23 protein-coding genes are annotated in these 23,772 nt (G+C 62.9%); 14 read left to right on the forward strand and 9 right to left on the reverse strand.

The genetic code is table 11. The features are described 5' to 3' along the window. The 3 genes from BN1143_RS08375 to aptA all read right to left on the reverse strand — a co-directional run. A partial coding sequence (locus BN1143_RS08375) for a glutamine amidotransferase-related protein (protein ID WP_042050301.1) occupies positions 1-339 on the reverse strand: 339 nt, incomplete at its 3' end. Positions 340-423: 84 nt separating this feature from the next. Continuing rightward, positions 424-1,926 carry a CoA-acylating methylmalonate-semialdehyde dehydrogenase gene (locus tag BN1143_RS08380; RefSeq protein WP_042050268.1) on the reverse strand — a complete coding sequence of 501 codons (1,503 nt, stop codon included), beginning with the start codon at positions 1,924-1,926 and terminating at the stop codon, positions 424-426. Between the two features lie 98 nt (positions 1,927-2,024). Then, complete coding sequence (aptA, locus tag BN1143_RS08385) at positions 2,025-3,356, reverse strand: omega-aminotransferase AptA (RefSeq protein ID WP_017778620.1); 1,332 nt, start codon at positions 3,354-3,356, stop codon at positions 2,025-2,027. Positions 3,357-3,541: 185 nt separating this feature from the next. On the opposite strand from aptA, the gene BN1143_RS08390 reads away from it, so the two are divergent. The 6 genes from BN1143_RS08390 to BN1143_RS08415 all read left to right on the forward strand — a co-directional run bounded on the left by BN1143_RS08390 (position 3,542) and on the right by BN1143_RS08415 (position 8,780). Then, the gene (locus BN1143_RS08390) at positions 3,542-4,084 is read left to right on the forward strand and encodes a cupin domain-containing protein (protein ID WP_005307724.1); all 543 of its coding nucleotides are present in this window, start codon (positions 3,542-3,544) and stop codon (positions 4,082-4,084) included. A gap of 260 nt (positions 4,085-4,344) precedes the next feature. Next, positions 4,345-5,841: an aldehyde dehydrogenase gene (locus BN1143_RS08395; protein ID WP_017766218.1), complete on the forward strand. Its 1,497-nt coding sequence runs from the start codon at positions 4,345-4,347 to the stop codon at positions 5,839-5,841. Positions 5,842-5,966: 125 nt separating this feature from the next. Then, complete coding sequence (locus BN1143_RS22625; RefSeq protein ID WP_005307716.1) at positions 5,967-6,140, forward strand: hypothetical protein; 174 nt, start codon at positions 5,967-5,969, stop codon at positions 6,138-6,140. A gap of 125 nt (positions 6,141-6,265) precedes the next feature. After that, complete coding sequence (rarD, locus tag BN1143_RS08405; RefSeq protein ID WP_017766217.1) at positions 6,266-7,168, forward strand: EamA family transporter RarD; 903 nt, start codon at positions 6,266-6,268, stop codon at positions 7,166-7,168. Positions 7,169-7,234: 66 nt separating this feature from the next. Then, complete coding sequence (locus tag BN1143_RS08410) at positions 7,235-8,053, forward strand: AraC family transcriptional regulator (protein WP_042050269.1); 819 nt, start codon at positions 7,235-7,237, stop codon at positions 8,051-8,053. A 79-nt stretch (positions 8,054-8,132) separates the two neighbouring features. Further along, entirely contained in the window at positions 8,133-8,780 is a 648-nt protein-coding gene (locus BN1143_RS08415) for a LysE family translocator (RefSeq protein ID WP_026139265.1), read from the forward strand. Positions 8,781-8,879: 99 nt separating this feature from the next. Here the strand turns inward: BN1143_RS08415 and mgtA are convergent, their stop codons facing one another. Beyond that, positions 8,880-11,642 (reverse strand): magnesium-translocating P-type ATPase, encoded by a 2,763-nt coding sequence (gene mgtA / locus BN1143_RS08420; RefSeq protein WP_042050270.1) that lies wholly within the window; start codon positions 11,640-11,642, stop codon positions 8,880-8,882. Between the two features lie 1,233 nt (positions 11,643-12,875). On the opposite strand from mgtA, the gene BN1143_RS08425 reads away from it, so the two are divergent. Continuing rightward, entirely contained in the window at positions 12,876-13,985 is a 1,110-nt protein-coding gene (locus BN1143_RS08425) for a YeeE/YedE thiosulfate transporter family protein (RefSeq protein ID WP_197069855.1), read from the forward strand. Between the two features lie 78 nt (positions 13,986-14,063). On the opposite strand, the gene BN1143_RS08430 is transcribed toward BN1143_RS08425, so the two are convergent. Next, on the reverse strand, positions 14,064-15,269 hold the full coding sequence (locus BN1143_RS08430) for a DUF2920 family protein (RefSeq protein WP_042050272.1): 1,206 nt from the start codon (positions 15,267-15,269) through the stop codon (positions 14,064-14,066). Positions 15,270-15,396: 127 nt separating this feature from the next. Next, positions 15,397-16,017: a LysE family translocator gene (locus tag BN1143_RS08435; RefSeq protein ID WP_042050273.1), complete on the reverse strand. Its 621-nt coding sequence runs from the start codon at positions 16,015-16,017 to the stop codon at positions 15,397-15,399. 101 nt (positions 16,018-16,118) lie between these two features. Between BN1143_RS08435 and BN1143_RS08440 the strand changes: the two genes are divergently transcribed. Next, a complete protein-coding gene (locus tag BN1143_RS08440) occupies positions 16,119-17,003 on the forward strand; it encodes a LysR family transcriptional regulator (protein ID WP_042050274.1) in 885 nt (294 codons plus the stop codon). A 9-nt stretch (positions 17,004-17,012) separates the two neighbouring features. Here BN1143_RS08440 and BN1143_RS08445 read toward each other — a convergent pair whose 3' ends face one another. Further along, complete coding sequence (locus BN1143_RS08445; protein ID WP_197069856.1) at positions 17,013-17,687, reverse strand: chromophore lyase CpcT/CpeT; 675 nt, start codon at positions 17,685-17,687, stop codon at positions 17,013-17,015. A gap of 270 nt (positions 17,688-17,957) precedes the next feature. Here BN1143_RS08445 and BN1143_RS08450 point away from each other — a divergent pair, with 270 nt between their 5' ends. The 4 genes from BN1143_RS08450 (at position 17,958) to BN1143_RS08465 (ending at position 20,243) form a co-directional block, all read left to right on the forward strand. Then, positions 17,958-18,614, forward strand: a complete 657-nt coding sequence (locus BN1143_RS08450; protein ID WP_042050276.1) for a DUF3313 domain-containing protein — start codon at positions 17,958-17,960, stop codon at positions 18,612-18,614. A gap of 101 nt (positions 18,615-18,715) precedes the next feature. Next, the gene (locus tag BN1143_RS08455) at positions 18,716-19,078 is read left to right on the forward strand and encodes a cystatin family protein (RefSeq protein WP_042050277.1); all 363 of its coding nucleotides are present in this window, start codon (positions 18,716-18,718) and stop codon (positions 19,076-19,078) included. A gap of 124 nt (positions 19,079-19,202) precedes the next feature. After that, positions 19,203-19,715: a cupin domain-containing protein gene (locus BN1143_RS08460; RefSeq protein WP_042050278.1), complete on the forward strand. Its 513-nt coding sequence runs from the start codon at positions 19,203-19,205 to the stop codon at positions 19,713-19,715. Between the two features lie 78 nt (positions 19,716-19,793). Then, a complete protein-coding gene (locus tag BN1143_RS08465) occupies positions 19,794-20,243 on the forward strand; it encodes an SRPBCC family protein (RefSeq protein ID WP_005307686.1) in 450 nt (149 codons plus the stop codon). Positions 20,244-20,322: 79 nt separating this feature from the next. Here BN1143_RS08465 and BN1143_RS08470 read toward each other — a convergent pair whose 3' ends face one another. Further along, a complete protein-coding gene (locus BN1143_RS08470) occupies positions 20,323-20,988 on the reverse strand; it encodes a hypothetical protein (RefSeq protein ID WP_042050279.1) in 666 nt (221 codons plus the stop codon). Positions 20,989-21,176: 188 nt separating this feature from the next. Then, complete coding sequence (locus BN1143_RS08475) at positions 21,177-21,677, reverse strand: DUF1993 domain-containing protein (protein WP_042050280.1); 501 nt, start codon at positions 21,675-21,677, stop codon at positions 21,177-21,179. 262 nt (positions 21,678-21,939) lie between these two features. Between BN1143_RS08475 and ydfZ the strand changes: the two genes are divergently transcribed. Next, positions 21,940-22,137: a putative selenium delivery protein YdfZ gene (gene ydfZ / locus BN1143_RS08480; protein ID WP_042050281.1), complete on the forward strand. Its 198-nt coding sequence runs from the start codon at positions 21,940-21,942 to the stop codon at positions 22,135-22,137. Between the two features lie 228 nt (positions 22,138-22,365). After that, positions 22,366-23,769 carry a hypothetical protein gene (locus BN1143_RS08485; protein WP_042050282.1) on the forward strand — a complete coding sequence of 468 codons (1,404 nt, stop codon included), beginning with the start codon at positions 22,366-22,368 and terminating at the stop codon, positions 23,767-23,769. The last annotated feature ends 3 nt before the right edge of the window (positions 23,770-23,772 follow it).

Here is a 23,772-nt window from a genome sequence, read left to right on the forward strand (position 1 = left end):
CTTCACCACCTCGCCCCCCAGCGCCTGGGCGATCACCTGGTGACCGAAGCAGACACCCGCCAGCTTGACGTCGGCATCGTGGGCGCGCCGGATCCAGTCGCGCAGCGCCTGGATCCAGGGGATGTCGCTGTAGGCATCGTGGCGCGAGCCGGTGATGAGCCAGGCATCGCACTCGTGCAGATCGGCCGGCAGCTCGCCATCGAGCGCCGACCAGACCCGAAATTCCAGCCCGGGGGCCAGGGCCCGGAAGCCCTTGATAAACATCTCGGAGTAAACGGGGCCGAAGTCCCCCGCCAAATCGGGGTCCAGCCGGTCACAATCGAGAATTCCCAGTCGCATCTGTTACTCCTTCACAGTGATAGCGGCGAACGAAGGTGGATTCCTGCCACCGGGCCATGTCCGGGCTAGCTGCTGCATGGTTGATTACTTCATGGTCGGCATGGAGAACTCCGCGCCCGCCCGCAGGCTCTGGGGCCAACGGGCAGTCACCGTCTTCATCCGGGTATAGAAGCGCACCCCATCCGGCCCGTGCATGTTGAGCGGCCCGAAGATGGACCGCTTCCAGCCGCCAAAGCTGTGAAACGCCATGGGCACCGGGATGGGAACGTTCACCCCTACCATACCGACCTGCACGCGAGCGGTGAAGTCCCGCGCGGTGTCGCCGTCACAGGTGAAGATGGCGGTGCCGTTGCCGTACTCGTGTTCGTTGATGAGCCTGAGCGCCGTCTCGTAGTCCGGCGCCCGCACGATGGCCAGCACAGGGCCGAAGATCTCCTCCCGGTAGATGCGCATCTCCGGGCTCACCCGATCGAACAGGCTGCCACCGATGAAGTAACCCTCGCCCTCGCCCTGGCTCAGGCCCCGGCCGTCCACCACCAGCTCAGCCCCCTCGGCCACTCCCTGATCCACATAGCCGTGCACCTTGGCCAGGTGCTCGCGGCTGATGAGGGGCCCCATCTCGTTCTCCGGGCTCTGGCCCAGCCCCGGGCCCACCCGCAGTGCAGCCACCAGCGGCGAGAGTTTCGCGACCAGGGCATCGGCGGTGTCGTCACCCACCACCACGGCCACCGAAATGGCCATGCAGCGCTCGCCGGCAGCGCCGTAGGCCGCCCCCATCAGGGCGGAAACCGCCTGATCGAGATCCGCATCCGGCATCACCACCATATGGTTCTTGGCGCCGCCCAGCGCCTGTACCCGCTTGCCGTGGGCCGAGGCGGTGGCATAGATGTACTGGGCGATGGGGGTGGAGCCGACGAAGGACACGGCGCCGACCCGCGGGTCGGTCAGCAGCACGTCTACCACCTCCTTGTCGCCGTTGACCACGTTGAGCACCCCGTCCGGCAGGCCGGCCTGCTTGAGCAGCTCGGCCATGCGAAGGGAGAGGGAGGGATCCTTCTCGGAGGGCTTGAGGATGAAGGTGTTGCCGCAGGCGATGGCCACCGGGAACATCCACAGCGGCACCATGGCCGGGAAGTTGAACGGAGTGATGCCGGCGCAGACCCCCACCGGCTGCATCATGGAGTGACTGTCGACCCCGCGGCCCACGTTGAGGGAGTGCTCCCCCTTGAGCAGATGGGGAATGCCGCAGGCGAACTCCACCACCTCGAGACCGCGGGTCAGCTCGCCCTGAGCGTCGGAAAACACCTTGCCGTGCTCACGGCTGATCAGCCGCGCCAGATCGTCCCTGTGCTGCTCCATCAGCTCCTTGAAGCGAAACAGTACCCGGGCCCGCACCAGCGGCGGGGTCTGCGCCCAGTCGACCAGGGCGCGCTCAGCGCTGGCGATGGCATCCTGGCACTCGGCGGCGGTGCTGAGCACCACCTGGCCCTGCTGCTGGCCGGTGGCGGGGTTGAAGATGGCTCCGAAGCGCTCGCTGCGGCTCTCGGTCGTCTCGCCGTCGATGAAGTTGCTGACCCTGTATGTCATAAATCCTCCGTGATGGGTTATTCGTCCCTGCCCGCGCCGTCCCGGGGAGCAGGCACGGGCAAGTGGCGCCGCGACGGGCGCCATTAACCGGTTAAAAGTCAGTCCTGGGCCTGCAGGGCGTCCTGCAGCAGGGTGAAGAGATCGTCGATCTGGCTGCGCTCTATGATGAGGGGCGGCGACAGGGCGATGATGTCGCCGGTGACGCGGATCAGCGCCCCCTTCTCGAAGCAGCGCACGAACACCTCGTAGGCGCGCTTGCCCGGTGCATCCGGCATGGACTCGAGCTCGATGCCCGCCACCAGCCCGTAGTTGCGCACATCCTTCACGTGCTTGCAGCCCTTCAGCGAATGGGCCGCCTCCTCCCAGTAACCCGCCAGATCGGCGGCGCGGCTCAGCAGGTTTTCGTTGCGGTAGATCTCGAGGGTCGCGAGGCCCGCGGCGGCGGCCACCGGATGGCCGGAGTAGGTGTAGCCGTGGAACAGCTCGATGGCTCCCTTGCCGGCCGCCATCATGTCGTCATAGATGTGGTTCTGTACCAGCACGGCGCCCATGGGGATGGCCCCGTTGGTGAGCCCCTTGGCACAGGTGATCATGTCGGGGATGACGTCGAACTCCTGGGCGGCGAAAGGAGAGCCGAGGCGGCCGAAACCGGTGATCACCTCGTCGAAGATGAGCAGGATGCCGTGTTTGGTGCAGATCTCCCGCAGCCGCTTTAGGTAGCCTTTGGGCGGCATCAGCACGCCGGTACTGCCGGCGATGGGTTCGACGATCACCGCCGCAATGTTGCTGGCGTCGTGCAGGAAGACGATCTTCTCCAGCTCGTCGGCCAGCGCCACATCCTCCTCGGGCAGCCCCTTGGTGAAGGCATTCTTGGCGATGTTGAGGGTGTGGGGCAGGTGATCCACCCCGGTCAGCAGGGAGCCGAACCACTTGCGGTTGCCAGGAATGCCCCCCACCGAGATGCCGCCGAAGCCGACCCCGTGGTAGCCGCGCTCACGGCCGATGAGCCGGGTACGGGTGCCCTGACCGCGCGCCCGCTGCCAGGCAAGCGCGATCTTGAGCGCGGTATCCACCGATTCCGAACCTGAGTTGGTATAGAAGACGTGGCCGAAGCCCTTGGGGGCGATCTCCACCAGCCGGTTGGCCAGCTCGAACGGCAGGGGGTGCCCCATCTGGAATGTCGGGGCAAAATCGAGGTGGGAAATCTGCTGGGAGACCGCCTCGGCAATCTCGCGCCGACCATGACCCGCGTTGCAACACCAGAGTCCGGCGGTGCCATCCAGTATCTTGCGGCCATCCTCTGAGTGATAATACATTCCCTCGGCCGACTTCAGGATGCGCGGCGCCGCCTTGAACTGCTGGTTGGCGGTAAACGGCATCCAGAAGGCGGACATGTCGGAGGGCGTATTGATGTCGCTGATCGGTTTCATGGTCACCTCATCCTTAAGGTGTTTAGTAACTGTCGGCCAATGCCTATTAAATTAAACACCTGAAATCTTAAAAAAGGGCTCAAACTTGCCCCATATGGTGTCACCCGGCTAGCTGCTCTGAGCGGGGTGGTATAAGATATTTAACACAAATTTAATAATAGTAAACAGTCAAGGAGTGTCTATCGATGGATATCGGTCACCGCCTCAAGGCGGTTCGCACCAAAGCCGCCCTCTCCCAGCGCGAGCTGGCCAAACGCTCCGGTGTGACCAACGGCTTTATCTCCCAGATCGAGAAAAATCAGGTGAGCCCCTCGGTCGCCTCCCTGCGCAAGGTGCTGGAAGGGATCCCCATGTCGCTGGCCACCTTCTTCACCGATGAGACGGAGATGGACTCCGAGGTGATCTTCCGCGCCGCCGACATGCCGGATCTCGGCACCCACCCCATCAGCTACCGACTGGTGGGCCACAGCCGCGCCAACCGCGCCATCGGCATGATGCAGGAGATACTGCCACCGGGCGCCGACACCGGCGACGACATGCTGAGCCATGAAGGCGAAGAGTGCGGCATCGTCATCCAGGGCCAGGTGGAGGTCACCGTCGGCGAGCAGGTTTACCTGCTGGCGCCGGGGGACGGCTACTACTTCGACAGCCGCACCCCGCACCGTTTTCGCAATGTGGATGAGCACGAATGCGTGCTGATCTCGGCCAACACCCCCGCCAGCTTCTAAGCCATGAGAGGGGAGATCCCGCCCCTCGGCGGACCCAGCAGCACGACCAGCCCCTTAGCGCCGGCCTCCGGTTTGGCAGGCGCCGACGGCCACTCTTGCGGTGCGGTTTGCCCTGCCGGATACCCTCAATGGGACGGATTCCGGATGAGGCCAAACCGGCAAAGTGTTTAACGAATTGTTACAAGGTGGATTTACAAGCGACAGGATGTTTAGCATATTGATACGCGGAAACTGACTTTTTGCCGGTTCAAGGAGTGAACATGAGTGACCTGACCCTGGCCCAGTGGCAACACAAGGCCTCCCACCTGACCCTGCCCTCGCAAGCCTTCATCGACGGCAGCTACCGGGACGCCATCAACGGCGCCACCTTCGACTGCATCAACCCGGCCAACGGCAAGCTGCTGACCAAGGTTGCCGCCTGCGACGCCGCCGATGCCGAACTGGCGGTGCAGGCCGCCCGCGCCGCCTTTGACGACAAACGCTGGAGCGGTCTGTCGCCCAAGCAGCGCAAACAGATCCTGCAGCGCTTCGCCGAACTGATGCGGCTCAATCTGGTGGAGCTGGCGCTGCTGGAATCGCTCGACATGGGCAAGCCCATCGGTGACGCCATGGGCTATGACGCCCCCGCCGCCGCCAACTGCATCGCCTGGAACGCCGAGGCCATCGACAAGATCTACGATCAGGTCGCGCCGGTCGAGGAGTCCGCCCTGGCGCTGGTGACCCGCGAGCCGCTCGGCGTCGTGGCCGCCATCGTCCCCTGGAACTTCCCGCTGGTGATGGCCTGCTGGAAGCTGGGGCCGGCGCTCGCCACCGGCAACTCGGTGATCCTGAAACCCTCCGAGAAATCCCCGCTCACCGCCTTGCGCATCGCGGGTCTGGCCAAAGAGGCCGGCATCCCCGACGGCGTGTTCAACGTGCTGCCCGGCTTCGGCCACACGGTCGGCGAAGCGCTGGCCATGCACATGGACGTCGACTGCATCACCTTCACCGGCTCCACCAAGATCGGCAAGCATCTGGTGCAGTGCTCCGGCAAGTCCAACCTCAAGCGCGCCTTCATGGAGTGCGGCGGCAAGAGCCCCAACATCATACTGGCGGATGCGCCGGATCTGGACGCCGCCGCCCGCAGCGCGGCCGGCGCCATCTTCTACAACCAGGGCGAGGTGTGCACCGCCGCCTCCCGCCTGCTGGTGCAAAACAGCATCAAGCCGCAGTTCATGGAGCGGCTGCTGGCCCATGCCCGCGAGTGGATCTCGGCCAACCCGCTCGACCCCACCACCCGCATCGGCGCCATGGTGGACCACATCCAGATGGAGCAGGTGCTCAACTACATCGCCATCGGCCAGCAGCAGGGCGCCAAGCTGCTGCTGGGGGGCAAACGCACCAATACCGAGAGCGGCGGCTTCTATATCGAGCCCACCATCTTCGATGAGGTGACCCCAGAGATGCGCATCTTCCGCGAGGAGATCTTCGGCCCCGTGCTGGCGGTGACCGGCTTCGACACCCTGGAAGAGGCCATTGCGCTGGGCAACGACACCGACTACGGTCTGGCGGCCGCAATCTGGACGGCGGATCTCAACAAGGCGGTGAAGGGCTCCCGCGCCCTGCGCGCCGGCACCGTGTTCGTCAATAACTGGGATGGCGGCGACATGACCATGCCGTTCGGCGGTTTCAAGCAGTCCGGCAACGGTCGTGACAAGTCGCTGCATGCGCTGGAGAAGTACACCGAGCTGAAAAGCACCTGGATCCAGCTCGAATAGCATCAGAAATAACGCTCATTTATCGAAAAGGGGGAGAAATCCCCCTTTTTCATTTTTACCCTTTCATCGCCGGCCTCAATCGATATAATCATCAAATAGACAAGCCCTTAAATATAAAGATAAAAATGTTATTTTTTCTGGGAAGTGTACTGTTTCTGGTAATAGGACTGCCGCTGCTGTTCTACATACTGGGACACGGTGAGGCCTACGTGACCTGGGGTCCGTGGATCTCTGCCATCGCACTCATGCTGTGGCTGCTGCTGGACGTGGACAAGATCCGCCGCGGCGGAGGCCGCTGAGCCGGGCAGTACGCCGTTAAAATCCGCTGATCACCATTTATTCGCTTCTTTCCCCGCAAAAGGATCGCTACACTGATTTTTTGCGATGCGTTCCAGCATCCGCCTCTCCAGTGAAGGTTATCCGCATGCAGCAACACGTTCAGCGCCAGGGCGTCATCTACGCCTTGTGCGCCTATACCCTTTGGGGCCTGGCGCCCATCTACTTCAAGACCATCGCCGCCGTGCCGGCCGCCGAGATCCTGACCCATCGCATGATCTGGTCGTGCGCCCTGCTGCTGGTGCTGACCCTGCTCGGCCGCCAGTGGCACAAGGTGCAGGCGGTACTGCGCCAGCCGAAAGTGCTGCTCACCCTGGCCTTTACCTCCATCACGGTCGGCGGCAACTGGCTGCTGTTCATCTGGGCCATCAACAACGGCCACATGCTGGATGCCAGCCTCGGCTACTACATCAACCCGCTGTTCAACGTGCTGCTCGGCATGTTGTTCCTGAGCGAGAAGCTGCGCCGGCTGCAGTGGTGGGCGGTGGGACTGGCGGCGATCGGTGTCGCCATCCAGATCATCGCCTTCGGCTCCCTGCCGTGGATCGCGCTGGTGCTGGCCTCGAGCTTCGCCATCTATGGCCTCATTCGCAAGAAGCTGGCCCTCGACGCGCTGACCGGCCTCTTGATCGAGACCCTGATCATGCTGCCGCCGGCCGCCATCTATCTGTGGGGCATCGCCGACAGCCCCACCAGCCATCTCACCCAGAATGACTGGCACCTCAACCTGTTGCTGATCGCCGCCGGTGCCGTCACCACGGCGCCGCTGCTCTGCTTCACCGCCGCGGCCACCCGGCTCAAGCTCTCCACCCTGGGCTTCTTCCAGTACATAGGCCCCAGCCTGATGTTCATCCTGGCGGTCACCCTCTATGGCGAGGCGCTGGCGCTGGACAAGATGATCACCTTCGCCTTCATCTGGAGCGCGCTGGTGCTGTTCAGTCTGGACGGGCTGCGCAGCGGCAAACGCCGGCAGGCTGCGGAGCAGGCTTGACGGTACTCCGCCCGGCGCTGCAATAATCTACAAGCCCATGCCCGGGTTTCAGGTTATCAATAGCCGATGAGCGCACCCCAATCCCGCATCCACTACTGGCAATCCCGGCTGCTGCCGGGAGTTGAACTCTCCCACTCCCACCACAGGGAGTTCAGCTATGGCCGCCATGTTCACCTGGACTACCACATAGGTCTGGTGCAGCAGGGCGGCCAGAAATTCATCCACAAGGGCAACAGCCACCACCTGGTGCGCGGCGAGCTCTCCACCGTCAACCCGGACGAGATGCACGACGGCCTCAGCCTGCGGCCGGAAGGGTACGAGGTGCGGGTGTTCGCCATCGCCCCCGAGCAGCTGGCCCGCTGGCTGCCAGACAGCCCGGAACCCTTCTTCGACAAGGGGTTGCAGAGCCGCCCCGATCTCTATCAGGGCTTCGCCCGGCTGCACATGTACCTGGACAACCCCAGCCCCGACGGCCTGCTGGCGGAGAGCCAGCTGCTGGCCCTGCTCGGCGAGCTGCTGCACATAGCACCCGAGCGCCACGCCCTGGCCGACCCCCAGCTCAGGTACCTGCGCGACTATCTGATGGCCCGGCTGGATGAGCGCCACAGTCTGGAGGATCTGGCCGCCCTGTTCGGGCTGGATCGCTTCGCCTTTCTGCGCCAGTTCAAGAAGAAGACCGGCATGACCCCCTACGCCTGGCTCAAGCGGCTGCGGCTCGAGCAGAGCAAGCGCCTGCTCGGCAGCGGCCTGCCGGTGAGCGAGGTGGCTCTGGCGGTCGGTTTCTTCGATCAGAGCCACTTCCATCACGGTTTTCGCCAAGCGTTCGGCCTCACCCCCGCCGATTTTCGCCAGCAGATGCAGGCCGCCATTGGGCGCACCGACTAACTCCGCACTGCAATCTTTTACAATCCCGCGACTCCACAATCCGCCATGCTGTGAACTCGATACTGTCGCAGAGGTTTCCATGTTCACCAGCCTGTTTCTGACCATAGGTCTCATCCACCTCATCGCCCTGGCGAGCCCGGGCCCCGACTTCGCGCTGATCCTGCGCACCAGCCTGCACAGGCCCACCGCCCTCGGCGCAGCGCTGGGCATCGCCCTGGCGATTGTGGTACATGCCACCCTCAGCCTCACCGGCATCAGCCTGCTGATTGCCGAACACCCCTGGCTATTCATGACGGTGAAGGTGGTCGGCGCCCTCTATCTGGGATGGCTCGGCTGGGGGGCGCTGAAGGCGGCCTGGCACAGCTCGGCCGAGCTCGCCCTGCACGCCGGCGGCGAAGCACAGGGCTGGCGCAAGGGGGTGCAGCGCGGCATTGCCACCAACCTGCTCAACCCCAAGGCGCTGCTGTTCTTCATGGGGCTGCTGGCCGCCATGGTGACGCCCCAGGTGGACGGCCTGACCCGCGGCCTGCTGGTGCTGGAGCTGTTCCTGCTCTCGCTGGTCTGGTTCGGGGGGCTGGCCTGGAGTCTCTCCACCGTGCGGGCCCAGCGCCTGCTCGGCCGCGTGCAGCGTCCACTCAATCTGGTCACCGGCCTGCTGTTTGGCGCGGTCAGCCTCTCCATCCTGACCGGCATGGCCGGTGAGGCCTACGCCCTGGTCCTGCACTGATCCCTGTCTTGCTGCCATGAAAAAGAGGGATGGCCCGGGCCATCCCTCTTTGCGTTTATGTTTCCTGGCCGGATAACCGGCCCTCTCACTGGCCCTTCATCAGAACCACTGGCCGTGGCGCTTGATGTAAAGGGTCTTGACGGTCTGGGTCAGCCCCATGTAAGCCAGCATGGTGATCACCAGCCACATGAAGTACTTGGGCCCATCCAGAGTGATGAAGCCGAAGTGCTCAGCCAGCGGCGAGAACGGCAGGTAGCAGCCGATGGCGATGGTGATCGAGGTGGAGAACAGCACCGGCAGGGTAGCGGTACTCTGCAGGAAGGGGATCTTGCGGGTACGCAGCATATGCACCACCAGCGTCTGCGACACCAGCCCCTCGATGAACCAGCCGGAGTTCATGATGGCCTGACCGTTGACCAGCGGATCCATGCTGCCGTTGGCGGTGGCATAGAGGGCGCCGGCGCCGAACACGAACCACATCAGGCAGTAGGTGCTGATATCGAACACCGAGGAGGTCGGGCCGAGCCACAGCATGAAACGCTTGATGTTGCTCGCCTCCCACTTGCGCGGGCGCTTGAGGAACTCGGGGTCCATCTTGTCCCACGGCAGCAGCATCTGGGAGACGTCATACACCAGGTTCTGGATCAGCATCTGCATCGCCAGCATGGGTGCCCAGGGCAGCCAGGCGGAGGCCACCAGCACCGAGAAGACGTTGCCGAAGTTGGAGCTGGCGGTCATGTTGAGGTACTTCAGGATGTTGCCAAAGGTCTCCCGTCCCTTGATCACCCCCTCCTCCAACACCATCAGGCTCTTCTCCAGCAGGATGATGTCGGCGGTCTCCTTGGCGATGTCGGCACCGCTGTCCACCGAGATCCCCACGTCTGCATCCCGCAGCGCCGGCGCATCGTTGATGCCGTCACCGAGGAAACCGACGGTATTGCCGTTGGCCTGCAGCGCCTTCACCACCCGCGACTTCTGCAGTGGGGTGAGTTTGGCGAAGATGGTGGTCTGCTTGACCGCCTCGCACAGCGCCACGTCGTCCATCCCCTCGATATCCTTACCGAGCAGCGGCACGCCGGGCGCCAGCCCCACATCACGACACACCTTGCTGGTGATGATGGGGTTGTCGCCGGTCAGCACCTTGACCGCCACGCCATAGTCGTTCAGCGCGCGGATGGCTGGTGCAGCCGAATCCTTGGGCGGATCGAAGAAGGTGAGGAAGCCGCGCACCACCAGCTTGGCCTCGTCGCGGGTCTGATAGCTCTGCTTGCACTCACCCGCCGGGATCTCGCGGGTCGCCACGATCAGCACCCGATAGCCCTCGGCGTTGAACTCTTCGCTCTGCCGCAGCAGGGCACGGCGATCGGCATCGGTCAGCTCCCGCATCTCCTGGCCATCCGCAATGTGGCTGGAGACGGCCAGCATCTCTTCCACCGCCCCCTTGGAGACCATCAGCTGCTGGCCCAGATCGTCCTGCACGATCACCGACAGGCGCCGGCGCACGAAATCGAACGGCAGCTCGTCCACCTTGCGGTAGTTGGCCGGCTTGCAGCTCTCCCCCAGCGCATCGGCGTGCTCGACCACCGCGATGTCCATCAGGTTCTTCATGCCGCTCTGGTGAAAGCTGTTGAGCCAGGCCAGCTGCAGGATCCGGTCGTCCCGGTTGCCACGCACGTCGTAGTGGTGCTCGAGGATGATCTTGTCCTGGGTCAGGGTGCCGGTCTTGTCGGTGCAGAGCACGTCCATGGCTCCGAAGTTCTGCACCGAGTTGAGCCGCTTCACCACCACCTTGCGCTTGGCCATGGCCACCGCGCCGCGCGCCAGGTTGGCGGAGACGATCATCGGCAGCATCTCGGGGGTGAGCCCCACCGCCACCGCCAGCGCGAAGGTGAGCGCCGACATCCAGTCGCCGCTGCTGACCCCGCTCAGCATGAAGACGATGGGCACCATCACCAGCATGAAGCGAATAAGCAGCCTAGTGACGCTGTTCACGCCGCGATCGAAACTGGTCTCGATGCGCTTGTGGCTCACCACGTTGCGGGCCAGCGAGCCGAAATAGGTGTCGCTGCCGGTGGCCACCACCACGGCGCGGGCGGTACCGCTCACCACGTTGGTACCCATAAAGCAGATGTTGGGCAGATCGAGCATCCCCCCCTCGGCTGCAACGCTCCCTTCCGCCGACTTGCCGGCCACGGCGCCCAGGGTGTCGTACTTCTCCACCGGCAGCGCTTCGCCGGTCAGCACCGCCTGGCTGATGAAGAGATCGCGCGATTCGATCAGCTTGATGTCGGCCGGGATCATGTCCCCCGCCTGCAGATGCACTATGTCACCGGCCACCAGCTCGGTCATCGCCACCTCCTTGCGCTGGGGAGCGACCCCGGGCGAGGGGCGACGCTGCACAGTGGCGGTGTTGCGCACCAGCGACTTGAGCGCCTCGGCCGCCTTGGCCGAGCGATACTCCTGCCAGAAGCGCAGCAGGCCGCTCAGCCCCACCATGACGCCGAGGATGATCACCTTGACCCAGTCCTCGTCGCCCGGCTCGGCCATCAACACGTCCATCACGTAACTGACCAGCCCGAGCACGATCAGCACCATCACGAAGGGGTTCTTGAACGCCTGCAGCAGCTGGAGCAGCGCATGGGGCGGCTTGTCGTGGGTCACCTCGTTGGGGCCGAACTGGATCAGGCGGTTGGCGGCCTCGGTCGCGGTGAGGCCATCGATGTTGCCGCGCACGGCGGTAAGGGTGTACTCGAGGGACTTGTCGGCCTCGTCGAGCACCCGGGAGGAGAGTTTCTCCTTCTGGCTGCCCGGGGCGACGAACCCTCTCTGCTTGTGCCGGCTGGCAGTATGTTGTTGCTTCATGACTCTTTATCCTGATTTTTACGCGCAGGCGGGCGCTGTCGCGGACCGGGCCTGGCGTCAGTACTGAAATCGAAGGCTGTGAACCCAACACTGTGCCGGCGCGGTCAATCGTCGCGCGCGGGGCGGCCCGTCAGACACATGTCTGCCGTCGTGCCAACCGGCATGGTTAGGTCGGATCAGGGGTCAGGACACCGCATCCCGTCCCGCAGGGGATCAGGAGTGGGCAGGCGTGGACCCCGAGGGTCTAGGTTTGGGCTCTTCGGTCATGGCGGTTCCTCCGAGTTGGGCTGCAGCAAGCCGGCCCGACATATCGAGGGCGCAGCTGGTCATCACCGGCGGGCAAATCCGCGCGGCGCGCATTATCGACAGGGCATGAATCGCCACGACGGCGACTCATTGCACAAAAGAAGATCTGGATAACGGCAAGCAACCATAACGGCATGATGGTCGAACAATAACGAGCGGCGGCTCATGGGCCGGTTAAGCAGGGAAACAACCGCACCCCATGAATATATTTCACAATCACCAAGGCATATTTTGAAATATATATGGCAGAAGCTTTCATTATTTTAATTCGCAACCCGTCCTATCGAAAACAACATTGTTTTCAATACACAGGTTCATCCTGTTATTTCACGCCAGCCTGGCTGACCATGCTCACGAAGAAATCTTCGAGCGGCCATGACGGGCAGACACGTACCCATTACCAAGGGCTCACGTGACAAGGCGTGCAATTGCTGGGGCGCGAGGCGGCATGGCTCGCAGAGGGAGTGGAACAATCCGGGGAGCAACACAGATCCCGGCGGGACTGGGTTGCAAGAGTCGGGATGACTCGCTAGATGCCACACTCTGAGCGATCAGAGTGAGGGAGAAGAAGGGATATCAACCTCAGTTCTGATTAGCCCACATCGCGCTGTGCAATCGGCTACAACTGTCGCTGTCCATAATATCCTTCCACCTGTTGATAACACGCCAAGATTCTACCCAGAAATATGGGGTGGCGCAAAATATAAATTCATCTTTCGTCATCAAATTCCAATTAAGGATGGCAGAGATATTAATTATTGCGCGAAAACGGATTCATCCTCATTTCGCTCTGCAACACAGGGTTAATTGATCTGGATGGGGTTTTGCCCGAATTTTCCGGCCATCCACCGGATCCGGGCTGGAATCGGACTCAATGTGGGAATAGGATGCACGGCTTCCATCCATGACGCACAGGAAACAACAGGCATGAATCGAAAATGGTCGCTCCCCATCGTGGCAATCGCGGGGGGAGCGTTACTCTGGCTCGGCAACACCTTTGGTATGAAATGGGCTCTGATGGCCCTGATCGGATTCGGCTTCGGCTTCACCCTCTCCTTCAGCCGCTTCGGCATCGTGTTCGGTTGGCGTGAGATGCTGACCAAGCGCAACAGCTACTACGTGCGGGTTCACCTGCTCACCATCGCCATCGAAATTCTGCTGTTCACCTGCTTCCTCTCCTTTAGCCACGCCCTGTTTGGCGATGCCATGGTGGGCAACGTGATGGCCATCGGCATTCCCTTCATCGTCGGTGCCTTCCTGTTCGGCATCGGCATGCAGCTGGCGGGCGTCTGCGCCACCGGCACCCTCTACTGCTGCGGCGAGGGGCAACCCCGCTTCTGGCTGGTGCTGCTCTGCTACGGCATCGGCACTCTGATCAGCAACCAGTTCCGCCCCGAACTGGAGGCCACCTTCTCCAGCCATGTGGTGCTGGCAAAAGACCTGACCGGCAATATCTGGAGCGGCATGCTGCTCAACCTGGCGCTGGTCGCCGCGCTGTTCCTGCTGTTTCGCAAGAGCGAACTCAAGCGCACCGGTGAGCTCAAGCCCCTCTTCAGCGGCGGCAACCTGTTCTGGCGCGACGGCCGCTTCACCGTGCTGACCGGCGGCATCATCATCGCCGTGCTCAACTCCAGCGTGGTCGCCCTGCACGGCTCGGCCTGGACCATCACAGGCGCCGTCTATGACATGGCGCTGCGCGGTGCCTCCCTGTTCGGTCTGCTCGAGGGCCACCCCAAGCTGGCCCAGCCGCTCTTCATCAACCCCATGGTCGGCATGTTCTGGCTGGGGATCCTGGGGGCCATGCTGGCGCGCTGCATCAGCGGTGGCGGCCAATTCGCCCCGATGCGGCTCGGCAACAGCCTGGCCTCCATCATCGGCGGCCTGCTGATGGGGATGGGCGCCATGTACAGCGCCTGCAACCTTGGCGGCTTCTTCGACGGCACGGCATCGGGCAGCCTGCACGGCTGGGTCTGGATGCTGATGGCCCTCGCCGGCAGCCTGATCGGCATTCGCCTGCGCCCGCTGTTCAGGCTCTGAACCGCATATCATCGATAACAACAACGGGGGCCAGGCCCCCGTTGTTGTTTCGGCAAACACCCCATCCCGGCAGCAATGTCAGGTGGGTGCCATGCCCTCGATCCGCTGGCGTTGCAGCCGCACCTGCGGGTGTGCAAAGTTCAGGTGATAGACCGAGTGGCCGGCATGCAGGGTCACCTCGGTGGCGTGAGTGGCCACGAAGGAGGGAGAGCGTTCGGCCAGCAGCGCCAGCCCCTGTTCGAAGAACTGCAGCATGGAGAGACCCATGCCGTGCTCCATGTTGCGGATGAACTCGCCATCGATACTCGACTCGTCGAACAGGATCAACTCGGCATTGAAACCCCGCGCCAGCATGGCGCGCGCCATGGCTAGTTTGGCATCGGCAGGGGCGATGGCGTCATGAATGGCGTGCACCATCAGGCAGAAGGTCTGCGTGCCTCCCTGTGCGGCCATCTGATCGAGCTGGGAGGCACTGAATGCCCGGATGATGAAGGCGTCCACATCGAACTCGTGCGGGTGCCCGGCCACCATCCGCCAGGGGGAGTCCACGCATAGCGCCAGCTCCACCCCGCCTTGCAGGCTGCACTGGTACTCCACCGCACCGATGTCTCGTCCCACTACATAGGCCAGGTTGGGCTCGGCCCAGGAGGAGTTGTCAAACAGGGCGCGGACATAGCCGGGGCGAAACTTGTTGACCAGCTGCGCCAGATAGCCGCCGTAAGAGGAGCCGACCAGAATCAGGTTGTCGCGATTGCCGCCGTAACGGAGCATCGCATCTTCAATGGCATTGAGGATATCGAGGGCGGCCATTACCCCGAAGTTCTGGTAGGCCCCATCAGGCGGTATCAGCAAACCGTGAAAGCGCAATGGCGCCGCCGGTTGCAAGCTGTCCAGCCCACGCAGCAGTGCGGCATCGGACGACGTGGCGGGCAACCCCAGCAGGGCGAGTGCACGCGCACGCTCATCAGACAGCAAGGAGATGACCGCCCCCACCGCCGGGCGCGATCGCATGCAGAAATAGTCGACACAAAGCGCCGCCATGCCGTGCTGCACGGCCACCTTCTCGCAAAAGACCTGGCTGTAGGCACCCAGATCACCGCCAAAGCCAGGGATATAGACCACCAGGCCGCTGCCAGCCTGCTCGGCCCCATGGATCCGGTAGCGCACCTGACGCTCGCCGCACAACCCCAATTCGACGTCGGGATGACCGACCACTTCGTGTTCGTAATAAGACATGCTGCCAACCTTGTTGAAAGGCCATGCCATGGGCATCGCCTCGACCATGTCAGTTGGGGTCCTGATTATCCTTGCCCCACTCCCTGAACCTGGAAGCATGCGGCATAAAGAGCGCCGATGGAATCTTATTTGTCCTACTCACCCCATGCAGGACGCTCGCTGCCGGGTGATTCCCCTATCTCAACCCCTTGAACAACAGCAACAGGGCAAAACCGGTGAACATCACCGCCGACAGCCGGTTGATCCCCTTGGCGAAGCGTTCGCCATAGCCTTGCGCCCCTATCCAGTGGAACACCAGGCAGTAGCCGCCATGCACCACCAGCACCACGGCGCTGAAGGTGACCGCCAGCAGCATGCACTGACCCAGCGCCCCGTGTTGAAAGTCGATGAACTGGGGGAACAGGCTGGTGAAGAAGATGATCGCCTTGGGGTTGAGCAGGCTGATGAGCGCCCCCTTGATGAAGCTGCGACGGCAATCCCGATCCGGCCCTGCCCCCGGCACCGGGCTCACCGCCCGCTGGCGCCAGGAGTTGAGCCCCAGATAGAGCAGATAGAGCGCGCCGCCCAGGGTGAGGATCTGCTGGCCCGCGGCCAGCCAGCGGGTGAACCAGAGCACCGCCAGCGAGGCTAGGCTCGCCACCAGCAGGATGCCCACCGCCACCCCGCAAAAACCGGCGATGGCATGGCGGGCGCCCCGGGTCAGGGTGTTGCCTATGGTGTAGATCACGGCGGGCCCCGGGCTCAGCACGGTGCCGATGGCGAGCAGCAGATAGAGGGCGTAATAGTCTAGCGTCATCGAGAGAGATTCCAGCGTGGATTGGCTGCCGCCCAGTATATTGACAGCCGCGACGCCAGCCAGACATAGTGGCGCCGGGCTTTATAAACCAGGAGTTTAGAGTGGACCGCTTGACCGCCATCGAGATCTTCGTCGAGGTTGCCCGGGCGGGCAGTTTCGCCGCCGTGGCGGAGCGCTTCGCGATGACGCCGGCCATGATCGGCAAGTACATCAAGTGGCTGGAGGCCAGGGTCGGCTCCCGTCTGCTCAATCGCAACACCCGTTGCCAGAGCCTGACCGAAGCGGGCCAGGAGTACCTCGCCGGCTGCCAGAGCCTGCTGCAGCACTACCGGGAGCTGGAGCAGAACACCCTGGCCAATACCGGCCAGGCGGCGGGCAGGATCCGCATCAATGCACCCGTTACCTTCGGCAGCTACCGGCTGACGCCGCTGCTGTGCCGCTTCATGGAGCGCTACCCGCAGATCCGCATCGAGCTGGATCTGTCGGATCGGCTGGTGGACGTCATCGGCGACGGCTTCGACCTCATCTTCCGGATCGGCCAGCCCAAGGATGCCGGCTACATCGCCCGGCCACTGACCAGCACGGGCTCGGTGTTTTGCGCCTCGCCAGACTATCTGCAACGCCACGGCACTCCCCTCACGCTGGCGGATCTGGCCAGCCACCACTGCCTGGGATTCAGCCCCTGGCTCGGCCAGTCGCGCCTGGCCGAAGCCTTTCCCCTCGAACAGCTGCACCTGTGGGACAGCCCCTTCATCAGCAACCACGGCGGCGCCCTCAAGGTGGCCGCCCTCAACCACGCCGGCATCCTGCTGCAGCCACGCGCCCTGCTGAGCGAGGAGCTGGCGCGCGGCACCCTGCAGGAGATCCTGGCGGATGCGCTGCCCGCCCCGCGCCCGGTCAACCTGCTCTACCCGGCCAGGGAGCCGCTGCCGCTGCGCCTGCGGTTGCTCATCGACTACCTGATCGAGCTGCGCCACCAGCTGTAGGGCGCAGCCCTACTCGCCGCGCTGCTTCACCCGGCGCAGATAGACATAGCCCTCCCCCGGGCTGCCCCAGCGCTGATGGGCATCGGTGTCATAGGCCCGATCCAGCAGTCGCACACTGTGGGGGCCGATCCAGAGGTATTGCACCAGGGTGCTGGCACCGCCGAAATTGGTGGAGCAGCTGCCCACCTTGCTGTGGCCGGCATACTCCCCCGACGGCTGGCGAGTCAGCCAGATCTCGCAGCCCTGACGCAAAGAGAGCTGTTGCGGAGTGAGGGAGTCGAGCAGCTCGGGCCGGCGCCAGGCACCGGCAAAGTCGATGGCTCGCGGCATGGTCAGCTCGGCCATCAGGATGCGGCCATCGGGCACCAGCGAGAAGCGATAGATGCGCTGGCGAAACGGGCGCACCGCCCGCTCGGTCAGGAACTGCTCGGCATAGACCCAGCGAAAGCCCTTGTAGCCGGGCCAGACCTCCACCAGCCGCAGCTCGGCGCTGGTGAAGCGGCTGTCGTAGCTGGCCTGCTCGCGGCTGGAGAACTCGCCGGTAAACCAGGAGAGCAGCGGCTCCATGCTGGCGGAGGGTGCCGTGGTGGTGCTGTCAGGGGGCGTGGTGACGAAGGGGCCGGGTGCCGCCCAGGCCAGGCAGGAGAAGAGCAGCCCCCACAGGGCCGCCATCAGGCTGGTCATCGAATCCTTCCGAATCAGTGTCATGGCGGCGATTATATGAGCGAACGGCGTCAATATCCGCAACCTTGATCAAATGATTGCCGATCCGAAGCAAAATCATCGTATTAGCGTCATGTCCCGGCAACCGGACAGCCATCTACGCCAGGCTGGATCCGGCCTGAACACCCCGCATTCTGTCCTTGTGGGCGCTCTTTGAATCGGTTATCTCTCTTGCCATGCCCTGCGCAGCGGATGCCAGGGTCAGACAAGCAGCGCAATCAGGAGCAAGAGATGAAGAGAGCCGTAATCGCGGGCATGGTGGCCATTCTGCTGAGTGGCTGCGCGGTGAAGAACCAGGTCTCCCACAGCCTGCAGGCGATCCCGCTGACCGCCTTCCAGCAGAGTGAAAGCAACCCCAACCAGCGTATCTACAAGGAGCCCGGCGTGGATCTGCGCCAGTACCAGCAGGTGCTGCTCGATCCCTTGCAGTTCATCCGCCAGGAGAACGGCCAGTGGTACCTGCTGACCGCCAACGAGCAGAACGAGATAGGCCGCTACTACCACGCCACCTTCCAGCGCGAACTGATGAGCCACGGCGTCAGGATTGCCACCGCCCCCGGCCCTGGCGTGCTGCGGGTACAGGCCGCCATCACCAACTTCGACCTGACCCGGCCCGACCCCAAGCTGCGGGATCTGCTGCCCGCCAAGATCGCCATCAACGTCACCCGCGAGGTGATCGGCAAGGAGCCCTATCTGCTCAGGGTGGGCAGCATGGCCCAACTGCTCGACTCCCAAAGCGGCAAGCTGCTGGTGCGGGTGATGGATGCACGCGAGAGCCCGGACACCACCCACAAGGAGAGCCCCATCACCGCCGGCGAGATGGCGAAGATGATCGACCAGTGGGCCGCCGGCCGCGCCAAGCAGCTGGCCGACAACCTGGGTCGCTGAACAGGCTGGCCGCCCCAAAAGGGGGGCTTTTGGAGCCATGACAGCTGCGTTATCGCCCGAATGTTGATAAGGTCATTACTTTATTGGCTGGAGGAAAATATATGAAAAAAGCGCTGTTCCCCATTCTGGTTGCCGTCCTGCTGAGCGCCTGCAGCATGGCTCCACAGCAGCAGGAGTGCGCCCCCATGGCCGGCGGATGGCAGAGTCAGCCGTTGCCGAACGCCGGCGCCGAAGCGGCGCTGGCCAGCGTGCTGGCACGCATGAACACCTCCGCCAGGCTGGAGCGCATTCTCGAGGTGCGCAGCCAGGTGGTCTCCGGGATCAACTACGACATCGCCTTCCGGCTCGACAACGGCGAGGTGTGGAATACCCGCGTCTATCGGGATCTCGCCGGCCACTACCAGATGACCCGGCCGGCCGCCCAGGGGGAACTGCCCGCCATGCCTTGCGTCAAGGCCAAATAGCACCGACCATCGGGCCCCTCGCCAGAGGGGCTCATCTGACCAGCAAATCTCTGCTGTTCTCCCCGCACTCCGGCAGTCAGGATGACCCTTCCCGTGACCATATCTTCATAGAAAAGGAACCACTATGACCCGTCACCCCAGCATCAAACACTGGCGCGAGCTGCAGGAGCCCGAACCCGGCCGCTACTCCGGCAGCGAGGAGCCGCTCTCCCAAGGCAGTGCCCTCGGCAGACACTACGGCTTTGCCCGTCTCGGCATTCACCACGAGCTGTTGCCGCCGGGCCGGCGCACCAGCTGGCCTCACGCCGAGGAGACAGAGGACGAGTTCGTCCACGTGCTGGAAGGCACTCCGGATGTCTGGCTCGACGGCGTGCTCCATCGGCTGCAACCCGGCGACTCGGTCGGCTTCAAGGCGGGCGACGGGCTGGCCCACACCTTCATCAACAACACAAATCAGCCGGTGCGGCTGCTCTGCGTGGGCGACACCGATCGGGCGGACAACCACATCCACTACGCCCTGCACCCCGAGCGCAATCGCTTCATCGGTGAGCGGCACTGGGATGCGGTACCCGAGCGCGAGCTGGGGGATCACGACGGCCTGCCCGACCAGCTGCGCGAGCGCAACGGCCCCTTCTAGGGCGCCACAACCTGCCTCTGGTCGGCAAGCGGACGCAACCGACTATCCTTGATGGACCCAAGGCAACGAGGAAGAGAGATGAAGACAGGAACAGTGCGGCTGCATCGGGTGCTCAAGGCACCGCCGATGCGGATCTACCGGGCCTTTATCGAGGCCGATGCGCTGGCCAAATGGCTGCCACCCCACGGCTTCACCTGCCAGGTAGAACAGCTGGAGGCCCGGGTCGGCGGCCACTTCCGGATGGCGTTCACCCAGTTCGGCAACGGCCACAGCCACGCCTTTGGCGGCGAATACCTGGAGCTCGAACCGGGCAAGCGCATTCGCTACACCGACAGCTTCGACGACCCCAACCTGCCGGGGGTGATGCACGTGACCGTGATCCTGACCGGGGTGGTGTGCGGCACCGAACTCGTTATCGTGCAGGAGGGGATCCCCGCGGCCATCCCGGTGGAGATGTGCTATCTCGGCTGGCAGGAGTCGTTGGCCCAGCTGGCGGCCCTGGTGGAGCCGGAGATCCCGCCGGGCTGAGTGACGCCCACGAAAAAGCCTGCCAGCCGGCAGGCTTTTTTTATTGCTGGCGGCCTGTGCGCCAAACCACCATCCGGGCTCAGCGGCCGGGGGCCTTGTCCAGCGGGAAGGCGAAGAGATCGCGGCGATAGGTCTCGACCACCAGGCTGAACGGCACGCCATCCCCCCGTGAGAGGATGGCCCTATGCTGCAGCACCCGCTCGGGGATCGCCAGCGGCTGGTCACTGCTGGTGAGGGTGGGCATCTGCATCTCCCAACCGGTCGGCAGGGGGGCCCACAGCAGGGTGGAAGAGAGGGTCCGGCGGCTGAAGTTGAGCGCCTTGACGGCCAGGCCAAACGGGGTATCGCTGGTGTCGAGGAGCCGGTTCATCTCGGGAGTGAGGCGGCTTTGCACGTACCAGTTGTCCGCTTCGGAGAAGACATGATCGCCGCAGGCGAGCTGCACCCGGCGATAGCCGACGGGCTCGTCGGCCGCGATCTTGAGCTGCTCGCGGACGGCGGCGTCGGCCGGTTTGCGGGTATCCTGATCACGCAGGGCGCGGATGCGCGGCTCCCCGGCCATCCGGTGGTCGGCGCACCAGTTCTGCAGGGTGACGGTGGCGCTCGGGTTGCTGAGCAGGGTGGCATTGAGGGTCTGCAGCAGCGCCTGCGCCTTGAGACGGGTGACGGGGGTGTCGGGCCAGCTTGCGGCGACGCTTTCCTGCGCCTGCGCGGCGCCATGGCACAGCAAGGCCGCCAGCATCATTACTCGGATCTTCATGTTTCTCTTACCCTTTCTACTTTGACGCCGGATTGTAACCGCGCGAGGGCCGAAGACCACGCCTTTATGCCCAGAGCCGTCGCCAGCGACCATGCCGCTAGATCCGGCTCGTTCCCCGTTCGCGGATAAAAAAAGCCTGCCAGCGGGCAGGCTTTTTCGTTCCTGAATACAGCTTATTGCAGCTTGATGGCGCCCAGGTAATCCCCCTTGCCGAGCTCGACCCCGGCCTTGCGCAGCAGGGCATAGGTCATGGTGAGGTGGAAGTAGAAGTTGGGGATGCCGTATTCATGCACGCAGGTGTAGCCGTCCATCCCCTTGCCACCGGCCCAGTAGGGGTAGTAGTGACCGCTCGCATACTGGCTGAAGTCGGCCTCCAGCTTGCTCTGCAGATAGGTGAGGGTCTTGGTCACATGGGCGCGCAGATCCGCCATGGTCTTGGGGTCATCCCCCAGCACCGGCGGCTCGCTCAGGCTGGCGGTGGCCACCACGGCGCGGGCGCTGTCGCAGCAGATCAGCACCTGCTTGGCCAGCGGCAGCATGTCGACGATGAGGCGCTCATTGAAGAAGTTCTCCACGTTGAACTTCTTGGCGGTGGCGTGGGCCTCGGCCTTGGCCAGACAGTGGTCGAGGTTGGTCAGCATCTTGATAAACTGGGCGGCAATCTCACGATTCATAATGCGCTCTTGGTTGGTTGAAGGCGGTTGCACGAGCGGCATCCACTATAGCGTATCCCCCCGTTTGTTCGAGCCCGCCCCCGCAAAATGCCGGCCCCGGCCAGTTGCCCAGCGACAGGATTGGACGGCCCCAGCGGCTGCCGATATGCCGAGGCCCTCTTTGGCTCTTTTCTGATCTGTGACATGCATCACTCTTTTACAGAGGCGTAGGCTGATTCGCGCAGCCCGGGCATGCCGCCGGGCACCACAAAAGGAGAGTGCCATGAAAATCTATGACCGAAACCGTAATGCGCTGACACCGGGTCAGCGGGTGATGATCGCCGCTACCGGCGCCGTCGACGTACTGAAAGAGGCCCACACCGACAACCTGACCCCCTATCAGGCTGAGCACCAGCAGTGCGTGCTGCTGGCCAACTCCCGGGAGCGCTATGCCCCCATCGAGTTGATTAGACTAGGCTGATATCCAGCGTTACCTGTCACCCTACTCTTTACAATTCACCCGGCCGCCGCGCCCCGTTGGGGCCGGGTTTCTGCGCTCTACCTCCATCTCCACACCGCGTCATGGGAGCATGCACGCTATCGTCACGGGGATCGCCATGAACAGGGTGTGGCTCAACCCCTTCCACTACATCTACTCACCTGTACGGACTACCCTCATCGGGGTGCCACATAACAAGGAGAGTGAATCATGTACGGGAAAATCCTTCTGATCGTCTGTCTGTTATTACAGGGTTGTACCAATACTCCTCAACGCCGGCTTGCCTCGGCAGAAAAGCAATTGAGTACAGATGGTGAAACCACCATGCTGTATCACTCTGTTCTTTATTATCCGGATGAACTGAGTTTGCGTTTTGATGGTTATCTGATTGGCGTGGAAAAAAGCCCGCGTGATCTGGTCTCTACACCACAAAGCGTGAAGGTCAGCACATCCTCAGAGAAGACCTTAAAGACATCAACAGACGCATTATTAAACCAGCCCAAGTTGTTGTATATCTCGCATATTCTGCGAGAGCAGGCCCAGCCCCAATCCGCCGAAAACCATACCTGTGCCTTGTATAACCTTTATCAACGACTGGAGCCCGCACAATCCCAGCTGGTTGAACCCTGCGCCGAGCAGAATATGCTACCGATGGCCACCACGCATCGGCGTTGCCAGGATAAAGAGGTCTGCGGTTATGACGACAGTTGGGATGCGTTGAAGCTGTTAAAACAGAGCATGATTCAGCGCCTGATGACGCAGGCCAATACAGGCAAGCCTTACAGCGACATTGTGGTCATTGTCATGGGCTGGAATACGGTGCAAGAAGAGGCAATTCGCAACTTCAACTCCATCATGCTCAATGTGAAACGCAGTGCCCCTGCCGATTTCAATCCCCTGGTTATCGGTGTCACCTGGCCTAGCCAATGGAGCAGCAGTTGGATTGAACCGATTTATCGACTCACCAGCTTCCCCACCAAGGCAGGCGACGCCGACGAACTCGGCCTGAGCTGGCTGGGTGTACTAATACAGCAGACACTGCCGGAAGTAAAAGCCGCATTGCCTCAAGCCCAGCAAGCGCAACTCACGACCTCGCTGATTGGCCATAGCTTTGGCAGCCGTGCTTCCAATGTGGCTGCCTGCTTTGGTCCAGCCATTTATCAGGATCACTACCAGCCCCCCACTGCGGGCATTGATAACCTGATCAACCTGCAAGGAGCCTTTAAACTGACCCGGCTGACCGATAACGCCACATCGACCTCAGCGACGGTGTTTTGCCCTCTGGTCAAGCAGGTAGCGCTGACGGCATCGATCAATGACCAAGCCATGAACAAGGCGCCCGGGGGAGGCTATGCCGGCGATGCCAGGAGCTATGCAGAGATTTGCTCCAATACCAACACCCTTATTCGCTGCGCCTTCGCCGATCATCACGGTAACCTGTTCGGTGTCAGCGGCCCAGCCCGCAGCAACATCACCTATATCGAGGCGAGCAGTCTCATCAGTGAGAACGCCTATCTAAGTGGTGGTGGCGCGCACAGTGACATCTATCGCAAAGAACATGGCCGTCTGATTTATCAGCTGATGCGAAAGGGAAAAACTCCCCCTCTTGATTGAGGA

Origin of the sequence: Aeromonas dhakensis (genome assembly GCF_000820305.1) — a bacterium.
GTDB classification, from domain to species: domain Bacteria; phylum Pseudomonadota; class Gammaproteobacteria; order Enterobacterales; family Aeromonadaceae; genus Aeromonas; species Aeromonas dhakensis.

Bases quoted from the DNA above. Each gene is read 5' to 3' on its own strand.
- BN1143_RS08380 (WP_042050268.1), bottom strand. From the start codon at position 1,926: ATGACATACAGGGTCAGCAACTTCATCGACGGCGAGACGACCGAGAGC.
- aptA (WP_017778620.1), bottom strand. From the start codon at position 3,356: ATGAAACCGATCAGCGACATCAATACGCCCTCCGACATGTCCGCCTTC.
- BN1143_RS08390 (WP_005307724.1), top strand. From the start codon at position 3,542: ATGGATATCGGTCACCGCCTCAAGGCGGTTCGCACCAAAGCCGCCCTC.
- BN1143_RS08395 (WP_017766218.1), top strand. From the start codon at position 4,345: ATGAGTGACCTGACCCTGGCCCAGTGGCAACACAAGGCCTCCCACCTG.
- BN1143_RS22625 (WP_005307716.1), top strand. From the start codon at position 5,967: ATGTTATTTTTTCTGGGAAGTGTACTGTTTCTGGTAATAGGACTGCCG.
- rarD (WP_017766217.1), top strand. From the start codon at position 6,266: ATGCAGCAACACGTTCAGCGCCAGGGCGTCATCTACGCCTTGTGCGCC.
- BN1143_RS08410 (WP_042050269.1), top strand. From the start codon at position 7,235: ATGAGCGCACCCCAATCCCGCATCCACTACTGGCAATCCCGGCTGCTG.
- BN1143_RS08415 (WP_026139265.1), top strand. From the start codon at position 8,133: ATGTTCACCAGCCTGTTTCTGACCATAGGTCTCATCCACCTCATCGCC.
- mgtA (WP_042050270.1), bottom strand. From the start codon at position 11,642: ATGAAGCAACAACATACTGCCAGCCGGCACAAGCAGAGAGGGTTCGTC.
- BN1143_RS08425 (WP_197069855.1), top strand. From the start codon at position 12,876: ATGAATCGAAAATGGTCGCTCCCCATCGTGGCAATCGCGGGGGGAGCG.
- BN1143_RS08430 (WP_042050272.1), bottom strand. From the start codon at position 15,269: ATGGTCGAGGCGATGCCCATGGCATGGCCTTTCAACAAGGTTGGCAGC.
- BN1143_RS08435 (WP_042050273.1), bottom strand. From the start codon at position 16,017: ATGACGCTAGACTATTACGCCCTCTATCTGCTGCTCGCCATCGGCACC.
- BN1143_RS08445 (WP_197069856.1), bottom strand. From the start codon at position 17,687: ATGACCAGCCTGATGGCGGCCCTGTGGGGGCTGCTCTTCTCCTGCCTG.
- BN1143_RS08450 (WP_042050276.1), top strand. From the start codon at position 17,958: ATGAAGAGAGCCGTAATCGCGGGCATGGTGGCCATTCTGCTGAGTGGC.
- BN1143_RS08455 (WP_042050277.1), top strand. From the start codon at position 18,716: ATGAAAAAAGCGCTGTTCCCCATTCTGGTTGCCGTCCTGCTGAGCGCC.
- BN1143_RS08460 (WP_042050278.1), top strand. From the start codon at position 19,203: ATGACCCGTCACCCCAGCATCAAACACTGGCGCGAGCTGCAGGAGCCC.
- BN1143_RS08465 (WP_005307686.1), top strand. From the start codon at position 19,794: ATGAAGACAGGAACAGTGCGGCTGCATCGGGTGCTCAAGGCACCGCCG.
- BN1143_RS08470 (WP_042050279.1), bottom strand. From the start codon at position 20,988: ATGATGCTGGCGGCCTTGCTGTGCCATGGCGCCGCGCAGGCGCAGGAA.
- BN1143_RS08475 (WP_042050280.1), bottom strand. From the start codon at position 21,677: ATGAATCGTGAGATTGCCGCCCAGTTTATCAAGATGCTGACCAACCTC.
- ydfZ (WP_042050281.1), top strand. From the start codon at position 21,940: ATGAAAATCTATGACCGAAACCGTAATGCGCTGACACCGGGTCAGCGG.
- BN1143_RS08485 (WP_042050282.1), top strand. From the start codon at position 22,366: ATGTACGGGAAAATCCTTCTGATCGTCTGTCTGTTATTACAGGGTTGT.